At 51.4% G+C, this 19139-nt stretch carries 22 protein-coding genes and 1 other RNA gene; 5 read left to right on the plus strand and 18 right to left on the minus strand.

Annotation, left to right across the window (positions count from 1 at the left end; translation table 11 throughout):
* Positions 1-38 precede the first annotated feature (38 nt).
* The 9 genes from rsmB to ACLIN2_RS18850 all read right to left on the minus strand — a co-directional run bounded on the left by rsmB (position 39) and on the right by ACLIN2_RS18850 (position 8597).
* The gene (gene rsmB / locus ACLIN2_RS18810) at positions 39-1385 is read right to left on the minus strand and encodes a 16S rRNA (cytosine(967)-C(5))-methyltransferase RsmB (protein ID WP_411501811.1); all 1347 of its coding nucleotides are present in this window, start codon (positions 1383-1385) and stop codon (positions 39-41) included.
* A 3-nt stretch (positions 1386-1388) separates the two neighbouring features.
* Positions 1389-2339, minus strand: coding sequence for a methionyl-tRNA formyltransferase (fmt, locus tag ACLIN2_RS18815; RefSeq protein ID WP_301169212.1), 951 nt, complete (start codon positions 2337-2339; stop codon positions 1389-1391).
* Between the two features lie 6 nt (positions 2340-2345).
* Complete coding sequence (gene def, locus ACLIN2_RS18820) at positions 2346-2822, minus strand: peptide deformylase (RefSeq protein WP_092267868.1); 477 nt, start codon at positions 2820-2822, stop codon at positions 2346-2348.
* 16 nt (positions 2823-2838) lie between these two features.
* Positions 2839-5274 carry a primosomal protein N' gene (gene priA / locus ACLIN2_RS18825; RefSeq protein ID WP_411501812.1) on the minus strand — a complete coding sequence of 812 codons (2436 nt, stop codon included), beginning with the start codon at positions 5272-5274 and terminating at the stop codon, positions 2839-2841.
* A complete protein-coding gene (coaBC, locus tag ACLIN2_RS18830; protein WP_411501813.1) occupies positions 5271-6509 on the minus strand; it encodes a bifunctional phosphopantothenoylcysteine decarboxylase/phosphopantothenate--cysteine ligase CoaBC in 1239 nt (412 codons plus the stop codon). The genes priA and coaBC overlap by 4 nt, the downstream gene beginning before the upstream one ends.
* A gap of 68 nt (positions 6510-6577) precedes the next feature.
* Positions 6578-6784, minus strand: coding sequence for a DNA-directed RNA polymerase subunit omega (gene rpoZ, locus ACLIN2_RS18835; RefSeq protein WP_092267865.1), 207 nt, complete (start codon positions 6782-6784; stop codon positions 6578-6580).
* 3 nt (positions 6785-6787) lie between these two features.
* Complete coding sequence (gmk, locus tag ACLIN2_RS18840; RefSeq protein WP_411501814.1) at positions 6788-7408, minus strand: guanylate kinase; 621 nt, start codon at positions 7406-7408, stop codon at positions 6788-6790.
* Positions 7409-7424: 16 nt separating this feature from the next.
* Positions 7425-7685, minus strand: a complete 261-nt coding sequence (gene remA, locus ACLIN2_RS18845) for an extracellular matrix/biofilm regulator RemA (RefSeq protein WP_015891999.1) — start codon at positions 7683-7685, stop codon at positions 7425-7427.
* 24 nt (positions 7686-7709) lie between these two features.
* Positions 7710-8597 carry a YicC/YloC family endoribonuclease gene (locus ACLIN2_RS18850; protein WP_411501815.1) on the minus strand — a complete coding sequence of 296 codons (888 nt, stop codon included), beginning with the start codon at positions 8595-8597 and terminating at the stop codon, positions 7710-7712.
* 202 nt (positions 8598-8799) lie between these two features.
* Here ACLIN2_RS18850 and ACLIN2_RS18855 point away from each other — a divergent pair, with 202 nt between their 5' ends.
* From ACLIN2_RS18855 to ACLIN2_RS18865, 3 genes are read left to right on the plus strand one after another with little or no spacing between them, the layout of a single operon-like run.
* Positions 8800-10530, plus strand: a complete 1731-nt coding sequence (locus ACLIN2_RS18855) for an Rqc2 family fibronectin-binding protein (protein WP_411501816.1) — start codon at positions 8800-8802, stop codon at positions 10528-10530.
* Positions 10531-10578: 48 nt separating this feature from the next.
* Entirely contained in the window at positions 10579-10923 is a 345-nt protein-coding gene (locus ACLIN2_RS18860; RefSeq protein WP_092267861.1) for a DUF2512 family protein, read from the plus strand.
* 32 nt (positions 10924-10955) lie between these two features.
* Positions 10956-11459, plus strand: a complete 504-nt coding sequence (locus ACLIN2_RS18865; RefSeq protein WP_411501817.1) for a hypothetical protein — start codon at positions 10956-10958, stop codon at positions 11457-11459.
* Between the two features lie 99 nt (positions 11460-11558).
* Here the strand turns inward: ACLIN2_RS18865 and ACLIN2_RS18870 are convergent, their stop codons facing one another.
* From ACLIN2_RS18870 to ACLIN2_RS18905, 8 genes are all read right to left on the minus strand, one after another.
* Positions 11559-12431: an IS3 family transposase gene (locus ACLIN2_RS18870; RefSeq protein ID WP_411501818.1), complete on the minus strand. Its 873-nt coding sequence runs from the start codon at positions 12429-12431 to the stop codon at positions 11559-11561.
* Positions 12392-12709 (minus strand): helix-turn-helix domain-containing protein, encoded by a 318-nt coding sequence (locus ACLIN2_RS18875; protein WP_122923884.1) that lies wholly within the window; start codon positions 12707-12709, stop codon positions 12392-12394. The genes ACLIN2_RS18870 and ACLIN2_RS18875 overlap by 40 nt, the downstream gene beginning before the upstream one ends.
* 141 nt (positions 12710-12850) lie before the next feature.
* Positions 12851-13042, minus strand: a non-coding RNA gene (ssrS, locus tag ACLIN2_RS18880) — 6S RNA.
* An 82-nt stretch (positions 13043-13124) separates the two neighbouring features.
* Complete coding sequence (locus ACLIN2_RS18885) at positions 13125-13892, minus strand: enoyl-CoA hydratase/isomerase family protein (protein ID WP_411501819.1); 768 nt, start codon at positions 13890-13892, stop codon at positions 13125-13127.
* 20 nt (positions 13893-13912) lie between these two features.
* Positions 13913-15061 carry a CaiB/BaiF CoA transferase family protein gene (locus ACLIN2_RS18890; RefSeq protein WP_092267858.1) on the minus strand — a complete coding sequence of 383 codons (1149 nt, stop codon included), beginning with the start codon at positions 15059-15061 and terminating at the stop codon, positions 13913-13915.
* 139 nt (positions 15062-15200) lie between these two features.
* Complete coding sequence (locus tag ACLIN2_RS18895; protein WP_092267857.1) at positions 15201-15551, minus strand: DUF4870 domain-containing protein; 351 nt, start codon at positions 15549-15551, stop codon at positions 15201-15203.
* A gap of 432 nt (positions 15552-15983) precedes the next feature.
* The gene (locus tag ACLIN2_RS18900; protein WP_411504563.1) at positions 15984-16880 is read right to left on the minus strand and encodes a DMT family transporter; all 897 of its coding nucleotides are present in this window, start codon (positions 16878-16880) and stop codon (positions 15984-15986) included.
* A gap of 67 nt (positions 16881-16947) precedes the next feature.
* Complete coding sequence (locus tag ACLIN2_RS18905) at positions 16948-17895, minus strand: GntR family transcriptional regulator (protein ID WP_301169223.1); 948 nt, start codon at positions 17893-17895, stop codon at positions 16948-16950.
* Between the two features lie 141 nt (positions 17896-18036).
* Here ACLIN2_RS18905 and ACLIN2_RS18910 point away from each other — a divergent pair, with 141 nt between their 5' ends.
* Positions 18037-18207, plus strand: coding sequence for a YjzC family protein (locus ACLIN2_RS18910; protein WP_092267855.1), 171 nt, complete (start codon positions 18037-18039; stop codon positions 18205-18207).
* A 55-nt stretch (positions 18208-18262) separates the two neighbouring features.
* Here ACLIN2_RS18910 and ACLIN2_RS18915 read toward each other — a convergent pair whose 3' ends face one another.
* Positions 18263-18511: a hypothetical protein gene (locus tag ACLIN2_RS18915; protein WP_411501820.1), complete on the minus strand. Its 249-nt coding sequence runs from the start codon at positions 18509-18511 to the stop codon at positions 18263-18265.
* A gap of 89 nt (positions 18512-18600) precedes the next feature.
* Between ACLIN2_RS18915 and ACLIN2_RS18920 the strand changes: the two genes are divergently transcribed.
* Positions 18601-19137, plus strand: coding sequence for a DUF309 domain-containing protein (locus tag ACLIN2_RS18920; RefSeq protein ID WP_411501821.1), 537 nt, complete (start codon positions 18601-18603; stop codon positions 19135-19137).
* Positions 19138-19139 lie beyond the last annotated feature (2 nt).

Consider the following 19139-nt stretch of genomic DNA (forward strand, 5'->3'; position numbering starts at 1 on the left):
GTGGCACCATCTCAAAAGGCGCGCCACTCCACTTTTTTCTAATCTTTTCGTCGCAAACGGGCGATAAAGAACCCATCACTATCAAAATGATGCGGCAAAATTTGTACGAAAGCACCGGATTCGTCCATCTTGTCACGGACCACGGCAGGTAAATCGTCCCGCAAAGTCTCGTCCAAAACAAACTCCGGATGCTTGTCTACAAAACGGCGGACAATATCCTGATTTTCCATCGGCTCCATCGTACACGTGCTGTACACCAACGTACCTCCGGGAGCTACCATCGTAGACAGACCCGCGAGCAGCTGATACTGCAATTGCGCGATAGAGCGCACATCTTCCTTCGACTTGTTCCATTTCAGATCAGGTTTGCGTCGTATTACCCCAAAGCCAGTGCACGGGGCATCGAGCAGGACTCTGTCGAACAAGCCCAGACCTTTTTCCGGAAGATCGAGCGCATCGCTGACCATCGACTCCATGATGGAAATGCCCAGACGCTTCGCGGTCCCCGCGATCAGCTCGCGCTTGTGTGGATGCACGTCGTTGGCGATAATCTCACCGCGATTGTCCATTTTTTCCGCTAGATGAGAGGTCTTGCCGCCAGGAGCTGCGCAGGCATCGAGCACACGCATGCCCGGCTGCGGCGCTACCGCGGATGCTACCAGCATGGAGCTTTCATCCTGCAGCGTGTAGTAGCCTTCTTTAAACCAGCGAGTACCTGCAGCGTGCCCACCGTCCAGGATAATCCCCTGATCGCTCAAGACCGAAGCCACTGCCTCACTGCCATCTTCTCTCAGCTTGGCCAGCAGCTCGTCTCGAGATGTTTTCAACGGATTCACTCGGATGGACGTATGGGGAGCCCGATTGTTTGCGTCACAGATCGCCTTCGTATTTTCCTCTCCGTAGAGCTTGATCCACTCGCGAATCAACCACTCCGGGTGAGAATGCGTAACCGCGATTTGCTTCACGGCATCGCCTTTTGGCAGTCGGTCCCATACGTCTGGCTGACGCAAAACGTTTCGCAGCACGCCGTTGACCATCGAGGCAATCCCCTGATGTCCGCGACGTTTCGCAATCTCTACGGCTTCATGCACCGCAGCACGGTCGGGAATCCGGTCAAGAAAGCGAATCTGATACAGGCTGAGCAGCATCAGATTGCGTACCCAGGTCTGTACCTTTTTCCCCCCTACAAAATGGGACAGTACAAATTCCAGCGTAAGCTTGCGCTGAATGGTTCCATATACGAGCTCCGTCACCAGCCCCGCATCTGCCGAGCTGATTTCCGAGCGATCCAGGACATTGCGAAGTTCCAGATTGCTGTAAGACTTGTGTTCGTCGACCCGATTCAATACATCGAGGGCGATGTCACGAGCACCTTTTTTTGCCACGGGCTATTCTCCTACCTTTGTGCCGATTTCAATGCTGTTGCCCGCTCCACGCAAAAAGTCGAGGGCACTCATGCGTTTTTTCCCCTCTGGCTGCAGCTCGGTGATTTTTACAGTGCCGCTTCCGCAAGCGACGACCAGACCATCCTCTTCGCGGGCGATGATGGTGCCCGCTTCCTGACCCTTGCTGTCCGCGGAATGCTTTTCAACCCACCAGATTTTCCACACCTTGCCTCCATGTGTCGTGAAAGCGACAGGCCACGGATTCAGACCGCGCACCTGGTTGTAGATCTGTTCGGAGGTGCGGGACCAGTCAATCCGTTCATCGGTGCGTTTTATATTCGGAGCAAACGTAGCAGCCTCGTGATCCTGAGCTTCTGCTTGCAGCTCCCCTGCCAACAGGCGAGGCACGGTTTCGATCAACAGCGAGGAGCCTGCTGCCGCCAGCTTGTCGTGCAAGGTTCCGACGGTATCACGCTCTTCGATTGGAACCACCACTTTGGAGAGCATGTCCCCTGCATCGAGGGCCTCCACCATATACATAATAGTGACTCCAGACTCTTTTTCCCCTTCTACGATGCATTTATGAATAGGAGCACCGCCGCGGTATTTGGGAAGTAAGGAAGCATGGACATTGATACACCCAAAGCGTGGTACGTCAAGCAGTCGCTTCGGCAAGATTTGCCCATAGGCCGCCGTTACAATCAGATCAGGGGCAAGGGCAATCACTTCATCTAGCGCTGCTTCCGCTTTGATTTTTTCCGGCTGCAGGACCAAAAGACCATGACGTAAAGCCGCCTCCTTGACGGGCGGCGGCGTCATGACCTGCTTGCGTCCTACCGGGCGATCGGGCTGGGTAACCACACCGACCACGTTGTACCCTTCCGTGAGCAGCGCCTCCAAGCTTGCGACTGCAAAGTCAGGCGTACCCATGAATAATACGCGAGCCTCTTTCAAAATGAATTATTCCCCTTCCTCATCCGGGCTGATCTGATACACCTTGTCTGCCACGTCGATGAACAGAACGCCGTTCAAGTGATCGATCTCATGCTGGGAGCAGCGGGACAAAAGGTCGTCCGCTTCCAGCTCGATTGGATTCCCGTTGCGGTCTTGCCCGCGCAGCTTGATCCACATGTGGCGGCGCACATCTCCGCGCAGTCCTGGAATGCTTAGGCAGCCTTCCGGATAGTCGAATTGCTCTCCTTTGAAATCCACGATTTCTGGATTGACGATCTCGATCAGCCCTTCACCGCAATCCATGACAATGACGCGTTTGGAAATACCTACTTGCGGAGCTGCCAGTCCTACCCCGTCAGCGTCGTACATCGTATCAGCCATATCATCCAGCAGCTTGTGCAGGTTGGAATTGAATTTTGTGACCACCATCGCTTTTTCACGAAGGATCGGATCTGGGTGTTTTACAATTGTGCGAATAGCCATTTGGTTGATATCCTCCCTAAAGCAGTACGTACGGATCAACATCGATTGTCATAAGTACCTTCTGCTGTTTGTTCCACTCATCAAACGCAGCTGTCGCCTGTGCGAGCAAGGCAGACAATTGCGGTTCATCACGATATTTTAGCATGATCTGAAAACGAAATCTATCCTTCACTCTCGCAATAGGCGAAGCGACCGGGCCTAATAATATCGTCGTCTCCGCCAGTCGCTGCCGCAAATAATCCGCCATCGTGTGGGCGCTGCGGATCACCACGGGGACATCCTCGTGGCTGAACGTCAGCAGCACCAGTCGAAAATAGGGCGGATAGCCTGTTCGTCTGCGCTGGAGCATCTCATCCTCATAAAAGGACCGGTAATCATGCCGGGTCGCATGCTGAATGCTGTAATGCTCAGGCGTATAGGTCTGAATGACAACGTCGCCGTCCAGCTCATGCCTGCCAGCACGTCCCCCTACTTGCGTCAGCAGCTGGAAGGTCTTCTCGGCAGCGCGGAAATCCGGTATATGCAGCGAAGTGTCTGCGGCGATGATTCCTGCGAGCGTTACCCGAGGAAAATCAAGCCCTTTTGCGATCATTTGCGTCCCGAGGAGAACATCCCCTTGGCCCTTCCGGAACTGGCTCAGCAATTCCTCATGTGCGCCTTTTCGGGAGGTCGTATCCACGTCCATACGAATCACGCGAATGCCCGGGAACAGCTTGGCGAGCTCTGCCTCCACTTTTTGCGTGCCTGTCCCGAAGAAGCGAATATGCTCACTCTGGCATTCCGGACAATGCGCAGGCTGTGCAATCGTATAGCCACAGTAGTGGCAGCGTGCCGTATGATTCGTTTTATGATAGGTCAATGAAATATCGCAATGAATGCAGCGCATCGTATAGCCACAGGAGCGGCACATGACAAACGTGGAAAATCCCCTGCGGTTCAGGAAGATCACCATCTGCTCCTGCTTTTCCAAACGATCCGCAATCATTTCATGCAGCTTGCGGCTAAACATGGAACGGTTCTCTGCCTGCAGCTCTTCACGCATGTCGACTACATGAACAGCCGGCATCGGACGATTCCCTACCCGCTCTGGCATTTCCAGCAGCGTATACCGCCCACGTGTCGCCAGTGCATACGTCTCCAAGGCAGGAGTCGCACTTCCCATCATCAGCACGGCATGGTTGCGCTTCGCTCTCCACAAAGCTACCTCACGCGCGTGATAGCGTGGCGTTTCTTCCTGCTTGTACGAGCTCTCGTGCTCTTCGTCGATGACGATCAGCCCGACATTTTCAAAAGGAGCAAAAATGGCAGATCGCGCTCCGACTACTACCTTTACCTGCTTGCGGATAATTTTTCGCCATTCATCAAACTTCTCGCCCTGCGACAAGCCGCTGTGCAAAACGGCGACATCGGCTCCAAAACGCGCTTTGAACCGCTCTACCATCTGCGGCGTCAACGAGATTTCAGGCACGAGGAAGATCGCTTCCTGCCCTTTTTCCAGCGTCTTTTCGATCGCTTCCAGATAGACCTCGGTCTTTCCGCTTCCCGTCACCCCATGGAGCAAATAGGCCGCGTACTGCTGACTTTGGATGGACGACAGGACCGGAGCCAGCACTTGCTTTTGCAGAGGCGTAAATTCCGGCTTCGCTTTATCCGAAAACTTCCGATTGGCGTAGGGATCGCGATAGACCTCGACCTGTTCCATCACCAACCAGCCTTTCGCCTCCAGGCTTTTAAGCGGAGAGCGTGTGATCCCCCACTCGTCTCGCAGCATTTGCATGGAAAACGACTGGTCAGCATGCTGGGAGAACAGCGTAAGTACGCGGCGCATCTGTTCAGCCCTTGCCGGCAGCGAAGCTATCGCTTCTGCCAGCTGCTCTGGACTTAGCAAGCATCGAACAAAGGACTGGTGCTTGCGCGTGATGCGATCCTTCACCTGATATTCCGTCGCTAAAAGCCCGCTGTGAATCCATCCTGGCACGAGCAAATACTCTTCGGGAAACTGCTTTTCCACCTCTGCCAAAGGAAGCTGCCGCTTGCGAGAAAGCTCCCAAAGCAGTCCTGAGTTTCCGCATGTATCCTCATCGAGATCGTCTGTAGCCGTCAGCCATTTTTCCGATTTGCCTTTCAGAACGGCTGGCAGCATCGCCTGAACAGCCGTAACCCAAGGACACAAATATTGCTTCGACATCCACTCGCTCATATCGAGCAGTTCTTTGGTGAGAGGGGGCGTATCGTCCAGGACTTGCTCCACCTCTTTTAACCGGGTGTGATCCGTAAAGTCAGTACCTTCATCTGTGATGCCGGTCACATATCCTTGCAATTTACGTGGACCAAAAGGAACAACAACGCGGCTGCCTACCCGAATGAGAGGAGCTAGCCACGCAGGAACCCGGTAATCGAATGGCCGGTTTGTCCGATTGACCGGCACGTCCACGATGATTTGGGCAATCATGACAGCTCAGACAGCGGACGTTTTGCGAGCTTCAGCACTACGGCATCGAGCAGCTTGTCCGCCACATCGCGCTTGCTCAGCTTGTCCAGCTCCACAATCTCTCCGGCCCGTGTGAGCAAAGTGACGATATTCGTGTCACTTCCCATGCCCGCTCCTTCAGCCAGCACGTTGTTTGCAACGATCATGTCGAGGTTCTTTTTCTCCAGCTTGTCCTGTGCGTACTTCATCACGTCCTGTGTCTCCGCAGCAAATCCAACGACAAACTGCTTCGTCTTTCTCTCCCCGACCGTCCGTAAAATATCAGGCGCCTTGTCCAGCGCAAGCACCAGCGGACCGTCCCCTTTTTTCATCTTGTGCTCTTGAACCGTTTTAGGCCGGTAGTCAGAAACCGCAGCCGATTTGATCACGATGTCGCTCTCAGGCAAATACTCCATAACTGCATCGAACATTTCCTGTACGGATTCGACCGCGACAAACTGGACGCCTGTCGGTTTTGGCAAAGCGGTAGGTCCACTGACGAGTACGACCCGCGCTCCGCGATCCCGCGCCGCCTCTGCAATGGCATAGCCCATCTTTCCTGAGGCATGGTTGGTAATATAGCGAACGGGGTCAATCTTTTCGCGCGTAGGTCCGGCTGTAACCAGCACGAGCTTGTCCTGCAAATCCTGCGGCCGCGGCTGATTCTGCTCCGCAAAAAAAGCGGCGACTGCCTCCACGATTTCTTCCGGCTCAGCCAAGCGGCCTTTGCCAATCCAGCCACATGCCAGAAGCCCTACCCCCGGCTCCACAAAGCGATAGCCGTACTGCACCAGCTTCTCCATATTGGCTTGCACGGCAGGATGACCGTACATGTTCACGTTCATCGCAGGCGCTACCATGACAGGCGCTTTTGTCGCAAGCAGTGTGGTCGTGAGCATATCATCCGCAATTCCATTCGCGATTTTCCCGATGATATTTGCCGTCGCGGGTGCCACCAGCACCAAATCTGCCTTGTCTGCCAAATCGATATGACTAATCACATGAGGATCCGGCTCGTTAAATGTATCCGTATGAACAGGCTGATGAGATAAAGCTTGAAATGTCACCGGCTGCACGAACTTCTGCGCATTCTCGGTCAAAATGACATGAACAATCGCGCCAGCCTGTGTCAGCTTGCTCGTAAGCGCCGCTGCCTTGTACGCAGCGATTCCGCCTGATACGCCTAATACAATTCGTTTTCCTGCAAGCGTGGGCATCCGTCTCTCTCCTCTCGTCCCTATCCGAAAAAAACAACCTGCATGAGGTTGTTTTTAGTGGGGTCACCTTATTTGCGTCCGTCCAAAAATTCGTGAACCAGCTCGTCGGAAATAAATTCTTCCAAAGCTTGCCCGACAAACTTTTTGGATTTTGGTCTTACTACTTGCAGCTCGCTGTTTTCTCTCAGCTGACGTGCGCGTTTGGACGCTACCGTTACGAGGATGTATTTGCTTTCTGCCTTTGCGGTCAATTCATCAATAGATGGGTACAACATGAATTATTCGACCTCCTTTAACCATTTACGATACTTGTGAACCTGACGCTCTTTTTTCAGATGCTCAGCGGTAATGATCGCTTGGATCCGATCACATGCCGACTCGATCACGTCATTGACCACCACATAATCGTAGTGATCCATCAGCTCGATCTCCGCACGGGCGACTTCCATCCGCTTGCGAATGACCTCTTCTGTCTCGGTGCCACGTCCCACAATGCGGTTCTCCAGTTCATTTAGATCAGGAGGAGCCAGGAACAAAAACGTTCCTTGTGGAAAACGGTCTTTTACCTGCAGAGCGCCCTGCACTTCAATCTCCAGAATAACATCTTTTCCAAGAGAAAGCATTTCATCCACGAACTGACGTGGAGTTCCGTAGAAATTTCCTACGTATTCAGCCCACTCCAGCAGTTCATCCTGTTCAATCATGCGCTGAAACTCTTCCTTGGACTTAAAAAAGTAATTGACTCCATCCACTTCTCCTGGACGCGGAGAACGAGTGGTAGCAGAAACGGAATACACAAGCTCAGGCATACGCTCGCGCAAAGCTTTGCAGACCGTTCCTTTCCCCACTCCCGCAGGTCCAGAAAGAATCAAAAGGAGACCGCGATCAACCATGGTCATGATTTACAACTCCTACTTATTCATCCGATTCGTCATCTTTCGTCGTCAGCCGTTGCGCTACTGTCTCTGGCTGAACGGCTGACAAAATCACGTGATCGCTGTCCGTAATAATCACCGCACGTGTCCGTCTGCCATAAGTCGCGTCTACCAGCATATTGCGGTCACGCGCTTCCTGAATGATCCGTTTGATTGGAGCCGACTCAGGACTTACGATCGAAATAATGCGATTCGCGTTTACAATATTACCAAATCCAATATTGATTAGCTTGATTGCCATGACGGCCCAGCCCATCCTTTCATCCTACTCAACATTCTGAACTTGCTCTCTCATCTTCTCCAGCTCGGTCTTGATCTCGACCGCCAGATGCTGGATTTGCAAATGATTGGCTTTGGAGGCAATCGTATTTGCCTCTCGGTTCATCTCCTGCAGCAGAAAATCCAGCTTGCGCCCAACCGCCTCTTGCTTTTCCAGCTGTTGCTTGAACTGGTGGCAATGACTCTTGAGGCGAGTAATTTCTTCACTGATATCACTTTTCTCCGTGAAGAAAACGACTTCCTGTGCCAAGCGTTGCTGATCCAATTCGAATGGCGCTTGCTCGGCCCACTCGCTCAGGCGCTGGTGCAGGCGATTGTGGTATTCCTGCGTACTGGAAGGAACCAACAGAATGATGTCTTCTAACCACTTGTTGACTGAAAGCAGCCGTTGGGTCAGATCGGCATGGAGCCGTTCCCCCTCGACCATTTTCATGGAAAGCAGATCCCTTGCCGCAGTGTCGACCTCGGAAAGCAGCCAGCTCGTCAATTCGTCGCGCTCTGCTTCCTCAGTTTCTTTGGTATGTATCACGCCGGGAAAAAGCAATAAATCCTTGGCGGTGAGTGGCGTCTCCAGTGAAAAGCGCTGGTCCATCTCGCGCGACAGCTTCAGGAATTGTTCGGCAATGCTCCAATCAATGGCAACCGTAGGCGAGATCGTCGCGCTTCCTTCCAAGGAAATCGTCACGTCCACACGCCCTCGTCGTACATACTGTGCAACGAGCTTGCGGACTTGATCCTCCAGCATGCTCATGTTTTTGGGCAACCGCACCAGTATCTCTTGGAACCGGTGATTGACGGCACGAAGCTCCACCGTCAACCGCAAAGAGCCCTTCATGTCGTCTTTTCGTCCATACCCTGTCATACTTCGAACCATTGTTTTCACTTCCACAGACGTAAAATCAATTAATTAATTATAGGAGACAACTCTTGGCAGTGTCAACTTTGTTGGCAGCAAAGACCCGAATACGGGCTGACAACAAAGTTCCTCCCCACGTGCCTTTGTGCTACACTGTGACTGGCAGCTCTTCACCATGCCCGATTTTTTCATGTACTTTCTTTGATTGAGGTGAGCCATAGTGGCATTTGACGGCGTTGTAACCCGTGCTGTCGTACGGGAGCTACATAAACTCGTGGGCGGACGCATTTCCAAGGTGCACCAGCCCCATCATACGGATATTGTTATGCAGATTCGCTGCCAAGGAGAAAACGTGAAGCTTCTCCTTTCCGCCAACCCGACTTATCCGCGCATTCATTTGACGACGGAGGAGTTTATCAACCCCTTGGAGGCTCCGATGTTTTGCATGCTTTTGCGCAAGCATTGCGAAGGCGGCGTGATCGAGTCTGTCCAGCAGGTAGGAATGGAGCGCATCATCCACATCGACGTTCGAACACGGGATGAGCTCGGCGATACTGTCTCACGGCGTATTATCATGGAGATCATGGGGAAACACAGCAATATCATCCTCATGGACCCACAGTCCGGCATGATCCTCGACAGTGCTCTGCATGTCACGATGGCGATCAGCCAATACCGCCAAGTCGTACCCGGTAAAAACTACGTCTCCCCACCGAGCCAGGACAAAGAGGACCCCCTGACAGCAACGGAGCAGTCGTTTCTGTCCTCGATCGATTGGAACAGCGGCAGACTGGACAAGCAAATCGTTGAGGCCTATACGGGCATCAGCCCCCTTTTGGCAAAAGAGATCGTTTACCGCGCTGGCCTAGCCAATCGTGACTCTCTCTGGAAAGCGTATTCCGAGATCATGCAGGATATTTTGCAGGACAAGTACGCTCCAGAAATAGTGGAAACGGCAGACAAAGCGAACTTTCATGTCGTAGCTCTCACACATCTCACAGATCGTGTGTCCACTACGAGCTTTGCCTCTGTTCAAGCCTGCCTGCAAGCCTTTTATGAAGGGAAAGCTCTGCGTGATACCGTCAAGCAGCGTGCGCATGATCTGATCCGCTTCGTGACAGGGGAGAAAAATAAGAACGAGAAAAAAATCGAGAAGCTTGAAAATACGCTGCGGGAAGCAAAAGACGCTGATCTGTTCCGCCTATACGGTGAGCTGATCACGGCCAACATGCATCAAATGAAGCGAGGAGATACCGAGCTCGTCACAGTCAATTGGTACGACGAAGCAGGTGCCATGATCACCATTCCACTCGATCCGCTCAAGACCCCTTCGGAAAATTTGCAGTCGTATTACAAGCGTTACAACAAGGCGAAAAACAGCATGCAAGTTGTCGGGGAGCAAATCGAACAAGCCCAAACGGAAATCAGCTATTTGGATGGACTTCTCGTACAGCTGGCTCATGCTACCCTCAAGGATGCCGAGGAAATTCGGGAAGAACTGGTCGAGCAAGGCTACATGCGCGATCGTAAAAAGCGTGGCCCACGCAAAAAGAAAGACGTTCGCCCTGAACTGGAAGCCTATCAATCAACAGATGGCACGGATATCCTTGTTGGAAAAAATAACAAGCAGAACGAATATCTAACCAACAAGCTGGCTGCTCCTTACGAAACGTGGCTGCATACCAAAGATATCCCTGGCTCTCACGTCGTCATCCGCGCTCGAGAGTTTTCCGATCAGACTTTGCTGGAAGCCGCCAATCTGGCAGCCTACTTCAGCCGCGCCCAGCAGGGAAGCCAGGTACCGGTGGACTACACCCTGATCAGACATGTAAAAAAACCAAGCGGTTCCAAACCTGGCTACGTGATCTACGAACAGCAGCGCACCTTGTACGTAACGCCAGACAGCGCGCTGATTCGGCAGCTAAAAACGAACGCCTCCCGCAACGCATAGCGAAGGGAGGACCGTTCATACTAAGAGCATGAAAGGAGGTGTTCGTTCTTGAACATCTTAATCAAGCTCTTGGTAAACGGTATCATTGCGGTTCCAGGGCTTTGGTGGTCGGGAACATCACTGACATTCGCGGTCTTGACCAGCATTGTCGTAAGTTTGATTGCGTACGCTTTGGGGGATGCCCTCATCCTGCCCAAGACCAATAATACCTTTGCAACCACAGCTGATTTTATCATGGTTTTTGCTTTGTTTTGGATAAGCAGTTACGTATTTGCCCAACCCTATCATCTACCGGGGATCTTGCTCACAGCCTTCGTGATTACCGTAGCTGAGTACTTTTTCCATAGTTACCTGCAGCATCATGGCGTGCATCACTCCAAACATCCGGGCTGAGGCATACTACAATCATTGGAAGGGGGATCGGGATGAACGTCATTGGCATCATCCAAACCGACTTAAATGAATTCAGCGTCTTGTTCGACCAACCACAGGGAGGCGGGCAAGGTGGACAAGGGCAGGATCAAGGACAGCAATCAAAAGGCGGCGGGCAGGGAAAACAAAATCAGCAGGACAGCAACTCTGATGATTCCATGTTCCTGAGCTTCTTGGACGAGCAGCCGAGCAGTCAGGAAGGAAACGGTAACGGAGGCGACGGTGGTGGTGGTGGCGGGCAGCAACAACAGCAACAAAACGGCCCGCAGGAGATGACCGTTCGCATCAAGGGCATCCCCGAAGGACAGAAAGCGAACTTCCTGCAAATGTACCAAATCCTGCAGGATGCGCAAGACGCACAATCCTTGCAGCAAACGTTGACCATCGTGAATCAAGGAGATCAGCAGGACGGCCAAGGACAAGGACAGCAGCGCCACAGCGGAGGCGGACAGGACAAGGGTCAAGGGGCCGGCAAGCAAAACAAAACCACCCATTGATGCATCCCTCAGCGCTCCTTACAACTGACTTCCTTCACGACAAAAAACCACCTAGAACATCATGGTCAAGACCCCATTTAGTGGACATTGAAAAAAGCCCTAGGCAGTATGCTGGCGTCGGTACTCTACCGGCGTCAGCTTTTTCAGTTTTCGTTGCGGCCGACTTTCGTTATAAAATTGGATATATTCTTCAATTCGTCTTTGTGCCTCATCCAGATTTCGGATATCATAAGGGTAGAGTCCTTCCGTTTTGAGATGCGAGAAGAAGCTCTCCATAGAGGCATTATCGTAACAATTGCCTCTCCTCGACATGCTGATTTGGGCGCCAACCGTAGGCAGCATGTCGTGGTAATCGTAGGACGTGTACTGGCATCCTTGGTCGCTATGAACGATCAGTCCAGTCACGTCTTTCGTCTTTTCAAAGGCTTTCGTAAAGGTTTGAAGGACGAGTTGTCTGTCATTTTTAACGTCCATGTGATAAGCCACGATCTCGTTATTGAATAAATCTTTAATGGCCGATACGTACAGCCAAGTATCTTTCACACGGTACTGCGTGATATCGGTTACCCACTTTTGATTGGGAGCCTGTGCTCTGAAATCACGCTGCAGTACATTCTCAGCAACTCGTCCTCCTTCAGATGAAGCATAATGATTACGATGCTTGCGACGAATTCGAGAACGGAGTCCCATTTCTTGCATCAAACGCAGAACCTTCTTATGATTGATCCACACTCCATGATCGTGCAGCAAAAACAATTGGATTTGTCGATATCCATATTTCCCATCATACTTCGTATACACACTCTGGATGAGATCTCTCACCGGTCTGTCTCGATCAACATTCTGTCGCTTTACATACGCATAGTATCCACTTCTTGAAACGCCAAACAGCTTGCAAAGTTCCGTGACGCTGTACTCGCCAACTGCTGCTTTTATGATGGAGTACTTCTGTGCTGCACCTCCCGCATCCAAATTTCCCAACACTTTTTTAGCATGTGATTCTCCCGCCTCAATTGTTGAACATATCGATCCTGGTCGATATACGCCTGGCGTCGACCTCGCTGATCGAGAAAGCCAAACTCTCCAAGTTGTTTATACTTTTTCATCCATTTCTTTACGCGGTCTTTATCTTGAATACCAAAGTGCTCGGTGATCTGCCGATAAGTCCACTTTTCCTCGAGATGTAAACGAATCGCCTCCATTTTCATGGATTCAGGATACGACTTATACTTCTGACCTTTCATTGCCATAAAAATACACCCCCTAGAATTACATCGGATTTCCCTAGGGGTTTTTCCAATGTCTATTCTAAGGGGTGCACTTCATCATGTTCCAAGTGGTTTTTTGTTTCGCACTCTATCATTTGCCCGAGAGCTTGTTTATAAACAGGCCAAGTCCCCGCTCTGCCGTTGACCTCATGTTTCTATAACCTGCGCTCACACAGGTGGGTGACCCCTTCGAACTTCTGCCTTCCCATGCATCCAAAAAGGAGGTGGGCCTGACTTCCATTACGAAATTCCGTCTCCCGAAAAACACGTATAAGGTTAGAAACATTTACGGCCTTACGTACATCGCAGGATCTTGATACGTTTACTTTACCACAGATTCCTTTAACGCTCAACGGATATTCTTTCCTCAGTCGGGCAAATCAGCGCCCAAACCTCTTTATTTCTTGCGCTTTGCTGCGATCAGCGAAAGGAAATCTGGATGAGCGATCAAACGAGGCTGCTGCTCCTTTTCCCATTCCAGAGTCTGCTCCAGCTCCATCCCCTGCGACCGTCCCAATCCTTCCTTGGTGACGGCATACGCTTGTTTCGGAACTCGCCGTACAGTCATGATCAGCTTCTCGACTTCTTCAGCCAGCCTCTCTGCGTCCACCGCTTTATAAATGAATCCAATCCGCTCTGCCTCTTGCCCTGATAGCCGCTCTCCCAGCAATGCCAATCGTTTGGCCTGCGCGAGTCCTACGAGCCTGGGCAGCAAGTACGTTCCACCGAAGTCGGTTGTCAAACCGAGATGGACAAACGGCTCCTGTAAAAGAGCGTTGTTCGTTGCGATGACAAAGTCCGCATGCAAAGCCAAGTTCAGGCCTGCGCCTACCGCAGCACCTTCGATGACGGAAATCACTGGCTTTGGCATTCGGTGCAGCCTGGTCAAAAACTCGTTAATCACGCTGAGGGCTTCGTCTGCTTGCGTATCTTCCCGTAAAACGGCAAGGACACTCAAGTCAGCCCCCGAGCAAAAGTTTCCCCCTGCCCCCCTCAGCACGACTACATCTGCATTTTCAGCCCTTTCCGCTTGCTCGATCTCTTCGCGAAGCTGGTAAAACATCTCGATGGTCAAAGCGTTCAATACCTGTGGACGGTTGAGAGTGATCGTCCACACGCCATTTTCGCATGCTGACCAAACATCCGGCTTTTGTCCTTGTTCCATGCTTGAGTGATTCTCCTCTCTTAGGTGGGGATAGCGGGGATGACTCCGAGCTTTTGCAGCCGGCCAAGTTCGCTTTCAGCTAAGCGCAGCTTTTTTCTCAGCAGCTCGTGTGTATGATCGGTGTACCAGGCAGCCCACTTGCTGCCACCGGCGGATGATGTTCTCTTTTCTAGATAAGGCAGCGTATACGCGATCTCCCTGCTCGTAACATACAAGCTGTTTGCCCAGTTTTCCATATCTTCGACAGCGGTCAGGCAGCAGTCCACTTCCATGCCGAGCTCGCTCCATTCCGCCTGTGTTCGGGAAGAGAAGAGCGCTTTCAAGTCCTCGTAAACCTCGGGCTGTTCTGAAACAGTGGCCTGGTATGCGCTCTCCCAATCGTCGCGGCCAACCGCGCGGCAAAAATTCAGCCAGAACTTCTCCTCTACTGCGGCAAGAGCAACATACTGACCATCTGAGGTCTCATACACCTGATAGGCGAGGCGCTCATGGCGCGCTGAGCTGTACTCCTGTGACGATCGGCATCTCCCGAGGATCGCATGCAGCCCCATCCAGGAGGAAAGAAGATCTCCGGACGCCACGTCCAAATAGGCTCCTCGTCCCGTACGCGCACGCTGGACAAGCGCTGCGCAGATCTGTTCGCTCGCATACAAGCCCACCGCATAGTCAGCGATGGGTATATCCGCAATGACCGGCTTTCCTTCTCCATCGCGCAGCGCCGATAAAAACCCGCTAACCGCCTGAATATTCAGGTCATTCCCGCCGAGCTGATTCATCTCCCCGCTCTGGCCGTAGCCTGTGACCGAGCAATAGATGAGGGAGGGATGAACTGCCCACAGACTGTCGTAATCGAGCCCCAGATGCCGGAGCACCCCAGCGCGGTAGCTCTCCACTACGACGTCTGCCTGACTCGCCAGAGCAAACGCGAGCGCCTTCCCGTCTTCCGTACGCAGATTCAGTGAAATACTTTTGTGATTGCGATGGGAACGCAGGTAAAATGCTCCCGTCTCCCTGGCTTCCCAGTTGACAGCATGCGTCGAGGGTCCGGGATCATGGGCAGGAAACGAATTGATCTCGATAACCTCAGCACCCAGATCAGCCAGCCGCATCGTGCAGACCGGTCCGGGAAGATGGCGTGAAAAATCGATAACCGTAACCCCTGTCAGCATACCTGGACACCCCTTTCCGCGATATACACTCTTTAATTTTTCGCGAAAGGTTATATCCCCTCCTTCTTTATTGAGAAAATTCAAAATCACCTCAACAAAAGGGCTGCTCCCTCTCGGAACAGCCCCACGTCGTGCCACCCTATTTGACAAAACGAAAGGTGAGCGGGTAACGGAAATCGTTGCCCTCGTTTGCTTTGACTGCAGCCATGATCAGGAATATAGCCCAGAACAAAAACAGTGCGATTAAGAGCAGTGCACCGATAAAGACAATGAGCAATAAATAAGAAATAGCCGCGTAGATCGTAACGGTGATGCTGAAATTAAGTGCTTCCTTTCCATGCGTGTTAATGAACGGACTGGTGTCTTTTTTAATTAACCAGATAATCAGGGGCCCTAGAACGTTTCCGAGCGGAATGATAAACCCGACCAGTGCGGATAGGTGGACAATCATGGCCCACATCCGTTCATCTTTGCCATACTGCTGATTCATCATGACTCCTCCTATTTTCGGATAGTTTAGTCTACGATGGATTCCGCCCAAACTTGCGAAAAAACGAAAAAGCGCCCAAAAGGCGCTTTTCGTTTTTGATTAATATTTGCCGCCGTGGCCATAACCCGAAGAGGAACCATAACCGTCGTGCCCGCAGCTTCCACCATGGTGGCCACAGCTACCATAGCTACTTCTGCACTCCGTTTTGTAAACAGGCTTATAGTAGCAGTGTTTCTTGTAGTATTTCTTCTTGCAGCATTTCCGAACGTGACATTTACAATGAGAAGACCTTCTGCATCCGCAACCCATTACCTTCACCCCCTCTTAATCGGTACATCTACAAGGTATGTAGGTAATGAGGCATTGGCATGGACACCTGTCTAGTGCGTTTAGAAAATCAGCTTTTGTCCCGTCTTGGCAGCAGCAGGCAAACTACGCATCCAGCTTAGCCCTGACTAAGCCTCGGGCATGTTTACGCCTTTCCGCCCACGCCACTCCCACGAGTACCAGGAGCCCTCCCACGATGGTTCTCCAGCTCATTTGCTCGCTTAAGAGCAGGATGGATGTCAGCACATTCAGTAGTGGTATGGCGTTTAAATAAATGCCCGCTTTGGCGGCAGGTATACGCTCTAAAGCCTTGTTCCACATCAGGTAAGCGAGCATCGTGCAGCAGAGAACCAAGAACAAAAAGCTCATCACGGATTTCCCTGATGCAGAAGGCAGCCCGTAATGCCATGTCTCCCATGCGGCAAAAGGCAGGAGCATCGCACTGCCGAGCAAGAAGGTCAACGCGGTGAACAGCTCACTGGAAAGCTTTTCTTCCCCTTTGGGGCGCTTCAGCTGGACGACGTACACCGTCCAAATAAATTGCGAAGCCAGTACCAAGAAATCTCCCCACAAGGAATGCGCCTGCTGCAAAGATTGCGGCTGAATCGTCACCATCAAGACACCGCCGATCCCGAGCACCAGACCGACCCATTGCGTGAGCAGGATCTGTTCTTTTAAGTACAAAGCAGCCAGCAAGAGAGTAAACAACGGCAGTGTAGCTGATATAATGCTGGCATTGACTCCACTGGTCAGCGAAATGCCATATGTATTCATCAAAAAATAACCGGCAACACCGGTAAAGGAAAGCATCGCAAGGCGCATCCACGGGATCGCCACAGCCTTTCCTGACACTCTGCCTCTGCGCAACCAGACCAGCGGTAAAAGCAGCAGACCCGCGAGTAAAAGCCGAAAAAACATCAAGGTAAAGGGCTGAACCGTATCTAAGGTCCATTTCATCGGAACAACAGTGAGGCCCCATAAAAAGACAGCACTGATCAGCATCAGGTGAGCTCGATTCAAAATAATCCTTCTCCTAATAACCGGTTAAAAGAAAAAATAAGGACTCGTCTTACTGTGTGACAATCTTGCGCAGCTCGTTAATCCCATGATGATCGGGGATTTCCTGATACTCTTTTACCTTTGGAAGTGTCAGCAAATGCGGTCTGGTCATATAGCCTGGCTTGGAAATATATACGACATCACAATTCGAGATCAACTCAAACACATCTGGGTGATTCGCTTCGATTGTCCGCAAATCCAAATGGGTAATACCCGCGTTATACAAATCATTGATCATTCCTGCTGCACCACGGATTGTGGCACAGATCAAGCCGACTTTCGTATGCCGCGGATAAGCTTCCATCGCTGGAATCACCGTCGTTGGATCCGGGATAAAATCGAGACTGACGAGAGGAGGCGACTCTTTTGGCAGCGTCTGCTTCATCATGCGCAGGTTTACAGAAGGGTGCGTCACAATCGCTTTATACTGCTGCAGGAAGCTCGGATCCCGCTCCAGCCTTTCGATAAAGTCTTCAAATGTACGTCCTTCCACCATCGCGCTTGGCAGATGGTATTGCACGAGACGCAGGTATTCTGCCAGCTCCAGCTCGGTAAACCGGAGAAAGAGAACGGGAAACTGATTGATCTCTTGCATGACGGAAGACAGCACACGGGTAAACTCGTCCATGGAATAACCCATGGCCTTTACTTTGTGCAACGTTTCTTTGGCTAAAAGCGCCAAGTGGGCAGGATTCCGGGTCAGGAGAGGATCATTTACCACATTGCTCACAATCGTTCCCCGACCTTGCCTGGAATCGACCATGCCTTCCTGCTGGAGACGCAGGTACACACTCCGTACGGTATTGTAGTTGATTTTCAGCTGCGCAGCCAGTTCTCGTACGGTCGGGAGCTGTTCGTTCGGCGGCAATTCGCCACTCCGAATCAAAGCAGCAATCTGTTGATACAATTGTTCGTGGTACGAAACATTGGAATCCTTTTGGAGTATCAATTTGATCATGAATTCACCTCTCCTTAGCTACTGAAATAATCGTATATGAATTCAGATTGTAACGTCAATAGATCCCGCAGGATGAAGGCACTGACTGCGGAAATACTAAGGCACGTGAAGATATAACTACACCCGAAGGAAGGTGACCTCATGGGAGAACACAGTCGTTTTCGTGAAGGTGAAAAATCACCCAAGAATGCCGTTTACATGGAAATCGGTGAGTCTGGTTCCAGTGTTCAGGACCCGATGATTATCGAATTAAGCCGCGGCGAAAAGTTCCCGGCTACGCGCAACAAGAACCGGGTATGGACACAGAAATAAACGAGTGAAATGGAAAGAACCAACCTTTCCCCAAGGATCGGTTGGTTCTTGTGTTTCACACTTGTTCGTCTTCCTCGTCGTCTTCCTCTTCTTCGTCATCCTCGCCACTCACGTAAATAATAGTGACACCCAGACTTTCTAAAAGCTGCAAGACTTCCCGATTCAGCTCCTGATCCATGAGCAAGCCGAGGCTTTCTACCAGCTCCAGCTCCTCCAGATCACCTGTTTGCGCATCTTCAATCAACTCTATAATGTCCGTCATCTTCTTTTTTTCCAAGACTGCCATCAATTCTTCTGCGGTCATGATATGTTCGCACCTCGTTTTCTACTCACTTTCCTATATAATAGTACATAACCAAACAGTTGAAAACCAAGCAGCGAGGTGGTTCACCGATGTACCCCCAACCCTATCTGGATTACCTGGTACAATTTCACGTCGAGCGTGACTATTTTGAATGCCATGAAATCCTTGAAGAGTATTGGAAAAGCGTGCCACAGGAGCAGCGGCAGGTCGTCTGGGTCGGCCTCATTCAGATTGCAGTAGGCCTCTACCATCAACGCCGCGGCAACATGAACGGAGCGAAGAAAATGCTCACAAGTGCGCACTCTATTCTCGAGCATCACCCAGAAGACATCCGGCGACTTGGCCTAGATCATGCTGCGCTCATGCTTCTGCTGGAACAGCGCCTGGAAGAGTTGAACAAAGGGCTTTCTTATCACAGCATGTCTCTGCCCATTCTTGCAGCTGACCTGCGTGAAGCCTATGAGCGTGCCTGCGCGCTTCGAGATGTTCCTGTGACCCGAGAAAGCGATTTGAACGATCACTATCTTTTAAACAAACACACTCTTCGCGATCGCAGCGAAGTATTTGCTGAGAGAGAGCGCCAGCTTCAGCTTCGTGAACGTCAGCGCAGCGAGCCTGGCAGTTAATC

Origin of the sequence: Brevibacillus centrosporus, from assembly GCF_046622605.1 — a bacterium.
Classification (GTDB): domain Bacteria; phylum Bacillota; class Bacilli; order Brevibacillales; family Brevibacillaceae; genus Brevibacillus; species Brevibacillus centrosporus.